Origin of the sequence: Streptosporangium sp. NPDC006013, from assembly GCF_040614275.1 — a bacterium.
In the GTDB taxonomy this organism is placed as follows: domain Bacteria; phylum Actinomycetota; class Actinomycetes; order Streptosporangiales; family Streptosporangiaceae; genus Streptosporangium.
This window is the reverse complement of the sequence record NZ_JBEXUE010000560.1, coordinates 1-5,956: the sequence shown is the minus strand read 5'-3', so window position 1 is coordinate 5,956 and position 5,956 is coordinate 1. Positions and strand designations below refer to the sequence as shown.

The window sequence follows — 5,956 nt, the reverse complement described above, 5'->3', positions numbered from 1 at the left end:
ATCTTCCAAAGGTCGGGGCCCGCGCGGCCAGGCGCCCCGGCCGGGACACCACGGGAGCGGCGCCCGAACGCCGGCTACCAGGCGACCGGCAGGGACGTCAGGCCGTACACGACGCTGAAAGAGCGGAAGTGCGCCTCGGGCTCGACCACGCGCAGCTCGGGAAAGCGCCCGAGCAGTGCCGGGAAGGCGATGCGCATCTCCATCCGGGCCAGCGGTGCGCCCAGGCAGTGGTGCACGCCGTGGCCGAAGGCCAGGTGGCCGGGCGCGCCCCGGGTGATGTCCAGCGTCTCGGGGTCGGGCAGGAACCCGGCGTCGCGGTTGGCGGCGGGCAGCGCGCAGACCACCAGCTCGCCGGGCCCGATGACCTGGCCGGCGATCTCGACCTCCGTGGTGGTCACCTTGGCGGTGCCGGAGTGGACGATGCTGAGCCAGCGCAGCAGCTCCTCCACCGCCGCGTCGATGCGCTCGGGCTCCTTCCGCAGCAGCTCCAGCTGGTCGGGATGGCGGAGCAGGGCCAGCGTGCCCAGTCCGAGCATGTTGGAGGTGGTCTCGTGCCCGGCCAGCAGCAGCAGGGTGCCGATGCCGACGAGCTCGTGCACCGTCAGGTCGTCGCCGTGCTCGCGCACCAGCGTGCCGAGCAGTTCCTCCCCGGGATCGACCCGGGCGCGGGCGACCAGTTCGCCGATGTAGGCGCGCGACTCCAGCTGTGCCGTCAGACGCTCCTCGAAGGGCGCCCCCACATCGAGCATCTTGCTGCTTGTGCGCTGGAAGTCCTCCCGGTCGGCGTACGGCACCCCCAGCAACTCGCAGATCACCAGTGAGGGGATCGGCAGCGCGAACGACGACACCAGGTCGGCCGGGGACCCGGCGCGTTCCATCGCGTCCAGGTGCTCCTCGACGATGCGGATGATCCGCGGCTCCAGCCGGCGCATCCGGCGGATGGTGAACTCCGGCGTCAGCACCCGGCGCAGCCGGGTGTGCTCGGGAGGATCGAGGGCGAGCATGTTGCCCGCGCGCAGCGCCGCGACCTCCTCCTTGCTCATCTTCGTGTCGGACGGCACGAAGTCGATCCCCACGGCGTTGCTGAACCGTTCGGGGTCGCTCAGCACCGTCCGTACGTCCGCGTAGCGGGTCACCAACCAGGCGTCGACGCCGAAGGGTGTGCCGGCGCGCCCGATCCCCTCCCCGTCCCGCAGCGTTCCCAGTTCCGGATCCGGGTCGAACCCTGCTCGCCGCATGTACAGCGGAGGCGTCGGAGTCTCGCTCATGTAGCTCCCTTGCTGACCGGCCGTCCTGACTGTTCCGAAAAAACGATAACCAGCCGTCGCCTCCCCGCAAGGGATCCCGGCGGGCGCGATATCGCCCACCGCGCTGACCTGCACGTGCCTCGGAACCCCGGCGTTATGAGGGCGACACCGACGCTCCTGCCGGACCGACCGAAAAGGCCGGCGGGCAGGCTGCCACCGGCATGGCGGAGCCGGCCGCGGTGACGATGCTCGACGCACTCGTATTCGATCTAGCATGACGGTCTGGCCCCGGTACGGTGATCCGTTCGAGGGGCATCCACCTGTTCACGGCGTCCCGCGCGATGACCGCGGTCATCGCGTCGGCTCGGTGATGTGAGAGGGCGGCAGGACGATGGACACCAAGGGATGGGCGGTCAGCGTCCCCTCGGGGTATCGCGTCGGTGACTGGCGGGTCGGCAGGCCCGTCGCCACGGGGAGCTGGGCGAGCGTCTACCGGGGAACACGAGACGGGAGAGAGACGGCGCTGAAGTTCCTCCCCACCGGCACGCTCACCCGGCGGCAGTTGCGGCACCTGCGGGACATGACGGAGCGGGAGTTACGCCTGCACGACAGGCTCCGGCACCCCCGGCTGATCCGGCTGCGGGAGACGCTCGTCGTCGACGACGCCGGGAACTCCGAACTCGACGGCGCGTGCGTTCTGGTGATGGACCTGGCGGAACGGTCACTGGCCGATCTGATCGGGGAGGGGGCTCCGGTTCCCGGCGCGCCGAGGCTGATCGCCGAGATCTGCGAGGGGCTCGCGCACATGCACGCCGAGAGGTGGGTGCACGGAGACCTCAAACCCAACAACGTGCTCGTGATGGCCGACGGCTCGGTACGGCTCGCCGACTTCGGCCTGGCCACCGAGATGGACGGGACGCACGGCTACCTTCCCCCGATGGGCTCGGTGGACCACGTGCCTCCTGAGCGCTGGGGGGAGCCGCTGAGCGAGAAGGGGCACGCGGTGCGGGCCTCGGCCGACATCTGGGCGCTGGGCGTGACGGCGTGCCAGCTGCTCACCGGCCACCTTCCCTTCAGCGCCCCCACCGCTCGCGCGCGCTATGTGGCCGCCGTCGAGTACGCGGCGGGCGAGTCCCCCCTGTCGCTTCCGGTCTCGCTGCCCGAGGCCTGGCGCTCCTGGGTCAGCGACTGCCTGGACCCCAACCCGAGGTCCAGGCCCAGCGCGGTCCGCCAGCTCTACCGCGCGCGACTGCTGGCCGGCACTTTGGGGGGGTCGCCCCGGCGAACGGGCCGCCGGATGGCGAAGACCATGGCCTCGGCGGCTCTCGTGCTGGCGGGTGTCTCGGGGGCGGGGATGGTCGACTCGCGGGTGGCCGACCCGTTCGGGCGGTGGTTGCGCTCCGGCTCCGACATTCCCCGGGAGTATCGCGCGCTGATCGTCGAAGCCGGCACGATGTGCGCGGACCCAGGCCTGAGCCCGGCACTGGTCGCCGGAATGCTGAAGGCGGAGAGCAACTTCGACGCGAACCTGTTCGACGCGGCCAAGGACGAGTACGGCCTCGCGCGCTGGACGCCGTCGGTGCTCCAGTACTACCTGCCGTTCGACCGCCGGGGCACCGTCCTCACCCCGCCCCTCTCGCCCGAGGACACCATCCCCGCCGTCGGCCGCTACCTGTGCATGCGGTTGCCGCTGCTGGCCGGGGTGCCCGGAGACCCCGGGCTGCTGGGCGCGGTGGCGTTCCGCTCCTCCGACGACGTGGTCCGCCAGGAGGGCGGGATTCCCGCGCGCTTCCAGGCCCACGCCGACCTGGTACGGCGACACCGGGCCGCCTACGAGCCGTGATACACCCGTTGTCTCCGCCGCGGGGAAAGCGGCCGGCGAGCGGCGCGAACATTCAGCTGGTGACCTGCAGCGGCGGCGCCGCCCAGAAAGGGGGTGATCAGCTGTTCAGCCGCTTCAGATGCTCCTCCCGCACCAGGTCGAAGCGGAGCGCCACGGAGACCAGCGCGGCGCGCTGCCAGTCGGCCTTGCGCGAGCCCGACGGCGGCTTGACGCGCAGTTTCGTACGCGCCAGATAGTCGATGTGGAAGTTGACCGCGGCCCGGGTCAGTCCCGCGCCGCCGGGAACGTCGCGCAGCCGCTCCAGGATCTCCGGCACCATCGGGATGACCGGGGACGAGCCGTCGCGCAGCCGCGGCTCGCAGAGCGCGATCAGCACGAGGAAGTACTTCGCCGTCTCGTCCACGGGGAAGCCGGAGACGGTCGGCTCGCCGACCGCCGCGCTCTCGGGCGCGTCGGGGTCGATGAAGCTGTGCTGCGAGGCGAAGACCAGGAAGGAGCAGACGCCACCCGCCACCGGGAGCACCACGCGGGCGAACTCGAACGGCACGGGCGCAGCCACCCGCCGCGGAGCCACCTTGAGGAACTCCCCGCCGCCCTCCGGGTTCTCCACGACCAGGGTGGCGTCCCGGCTGAGGTTGGTGAGCAGCCAGTAGTCGTCCACGGCCCGGATGATCCCGGCCCGCCGGGAGATCCCCGGATGGTCCAGCGGGAAGTCGACCGGGGCGCTCTCCGATCCGCGGCCGAAGGTGACCTCGCGACCCGGAGGAAGCTCGATGACGACCGCCCCGTCGTCGGGGGCCTCGGCCTGCAAGAGGATCGTCCGCATCTGTTCCGCCCCTTAGCACCCTGGAAGCTTCCAGGTTCCCAGAACATCACCCTATGCCGAACGATGTCGCTGTCGGCGCTGAATGTCGGGGGACCGGAGCGCCGGCGAATTCCACATGAAACAGCGGCTGGTCGACGAGGGTGGCCAGCCGCTGTTCGTCGTCGCCGCCCGCCGCCCCTGACCGGCGGTCTCAGGAGGCTCGTACCCTTTTTCGAGGAAGCGGGTAACAACCGAGGGTCCCCGGCCACTTCCCGGTGTCAGAAGAACACATCCGGGACGAAGGGGGCGGGGCGGTGACGGACGACTCGCAGAGATTCACCGGCATGTACGACGAGTGCCGGCAGCGCGTCTGGGCCTACGTGGTCAGCCGCGCGGGACGGCAGGTCGCGGACGAGGTGGTGAGCGAGACGTTCGCGATCGCCTGGCGACGGCTGGAGGACGTGCCGGAGCCGGCGCTGCCATGGCTCCTCGGGGTGGCCCGCAACGTGCTGCGCGACAACATCCGGGCGGAGATCCGGCGGGACGCGCTCAGCGCCGAGTTGCGGGCCTGGACCGAGGACGACGTCGCGGAGCAGGTCACCGAACGGCTCAGCGTGCTCAGGGCGCTGACCGGGCTGTCGGAGGACGATCGGGAGATCCTGATCCTGACCGCCTGGCAGGGGCTCTCCCCCCGCGACGCGGCCCAGGTCGTCGGCTGCTCTCCGACCACCTTCCGGGTGCGGCTGCACCGCGCTCGCCGGCGGCTCAAACAGCGGATGGACACCGCCGTGAGTCCCGAGCCCCGGATGAGGAACCTCAGCGAGGAGTGGTCATGAACCCCATCGATCAGCTGCGGGCCGCACGCCCCGCGCACCTGGACGACACCCCGGTCGACCCGCGCACCAGGGCCGCCGAGCTCTCCCGCGCCATGGCGCGGCCCCGGCCGGCCCCGGCCAGGCGCAGGATCGTACGCCCGGTGTGGGGTCTCGGTCTCGCCGGAGCCGCCGCGGCCGTGACCGCGGTCGCCGTCACGATCTCCGCGACCGGCGGTACGGCGCCGCGTGCGCCCTCCGCCCAGGTGATCTCGAGCCCGGCGACCGCCACCCCGCGCATCGAGCTCTCCGGGAGATCCATCCTGCTCGCCGCCGCCCACGGGGCGGCCCGCCAGCCGGATGTGACCGGCGCCTACTGGCACACCGTGTCGGTGAGCCGGAACCTGTTCGAGGCGGCCGACGGGGACTACACCGTCGTGGACCGGCAGCGGAACGAGGTGTGGACCCCGTCGGCGACCGGCGGGGAGCAGTGGAGCCGGACGAGGTCCCTCGGCGCGGAGCCCGCGGGTCCGGACGACAGGGCGGCCTGGGAGCGGGCCGGTTCCCCGTCCGAGATCCAGGTCAGGTCCCCCAAGAGGGGCAACAGCCCGAAATCCGCAGGTTTCACCCTGTCGACCGAGCCGGGAGCGGCGCAGGACGGCCACGCCCCCCTCGTCGACGGGGACAAGGTGTTCTGGCTGGGCCGCAACGTCACCATGAAGGACCTGCGCGGCCTGCCGAAGGACCCGGACAGGCTCAAGGCGTGGCTGCTGCGCTCGTACGAGGGGCACGGCACCGAGTCGGACGCCCCGATGGCGTCGGACGCCTGGCTGTTCGCCGTCACGGTCGGGCTGATCACCGACATGCCGGTCACCCCGCAGGTGCGCGGCGCCGCCTTCCGGATGCTCGCCGACCTGGAGACCATCGAGGTCGTCCGTGACGTCGTCGACGCGGAGGGCCGTACCGGCAGCGCCGTCGCCATCGAGGAACGGGTCAGGGCGAAGGCGGACGCCAAGGCAGGTGAGGGGATCCTGCGGACCCGCCTGATCTTCGACGAGGCGACCGGGCGGGCACTGGCCAGGGACAGCGTCGTGGTACGGCCGGGCGGCCTGCAGGCCGGATTCGCGCCGGGCACCGTGTGGAACTCCGAGACCGTTCTCGAAGCCGGCTGGACCGACGAGAACCGAGTGGCTCGATCGCCTCCAGGAACGATCGAAGTTCCTCCTCGACGCCGGTAAGGCGACCCTCG

The 5,956-nt window shown here is 71.6% G+C and carries 5 protein-coding genes; 3 read left to right on the top strand and 2 right to left on the bottom strand.

The window, feature by feature from the left end; translation table 11 throughout:
* Positions 1–74: 74 nt before the first annotated feature.
* Positions 75–1,268, bottom strand: a complete 1,194-nt coding sequence (locus ABZ260_RS44890; protein WP_355630307.1) for a cytochrome P450 — start codon at positions 1,266–1,268, stop codon at positions 75–77.
* Between the two features lie 370 nt (positions 1,269–1,638).
* Between ABZ260_RS44890 and ABZ260_RS44885 the strand changes: the two genes are divergently transcribed.
* A complete protein-coding gene (locus ABZ260_RS44885; RefSeq protein ID WP_355630304.1) occupies positions 1,639–3,090 on the top strand; it encodes a serine/threonine-protein kinase in 1,452 nt (483 codons plus the stop codon).
* Positions 3,091–3,187: 97 nt separating this feature from the next.
* On the opposite strand, the gene ABZ260_RS44880 is transcribed toward ABZ260_RS44885, so the two are convergent.
* Positions 3,188–3,916, bottom strand: a complete 729-nt coding sequence (locus ABZ260_RS44880) for a hypothetical protein (protein ID WP_355630301.1) — start codon at positions 3,914–3,916, stop codon at positions 3,188–3,190.
* 293 nt (positions 3,917–4,209) lie between these two features.
* Here ABZ260_RS44880 and ABZ260_RS44875 point away from each other — a divergent pair, with 293 nt between their 5' ends.
* Positions 4,210–4,731, top strand: coding sequence for an RNA polymerase sigma factor (locus ABZ260_RS44875; RefSeq protein ID WP_355630298.1), 522 nt, complete (start codon positions 4,210–4,212; stop codon positions 4,729–4,731).
* Entirely contained in the window at positions 4,728–5,945 is a 1,218-nt protein-coding gene (locus tag ABZ260_RS44870; protein ID WP_355630295.1) for a CU044_5270 family protein, read from the top strand. The genes ABZ260_RS44875 and ABZ260_RS44870 overlap by 4 nt, the downstream gene beginning before the upstream one ends.
* Positions 5,946–5,956 lie beyond the last annotated feature (11 nt).

Coding starts and splice junctions, on each gene's coding strand:
- ABZ260_RS44890 (WP_355630307.1), bottom strand. CDS start 1,268: ATGAGCGAGACTCCGACGCCTCCGCTGTACATGCGGCGAGCAGGGTTC.
- ABZ260_RS44885 (WP_355630304.1), top strand. CDS start 1,639: ATGGACACCAAGGGATGGGCGGTCAGCGTCCCCTCGGGGTATCGCGTC.
- ABZ260_RS44880 (WP_355630301.1), bottom strand. CDS start 3,916: ATGCGGACGATCCTCTTGCAGGCCGAGGCCCCCGACGACGGGGCGGTC.
- ABZ260_RS44870 (WP_355630295.1), top strand. CDS start 4,728: ATGAACCCCATCGATCAGCTGCGGGCCGCACGCCCCGCGCACCTGGAC.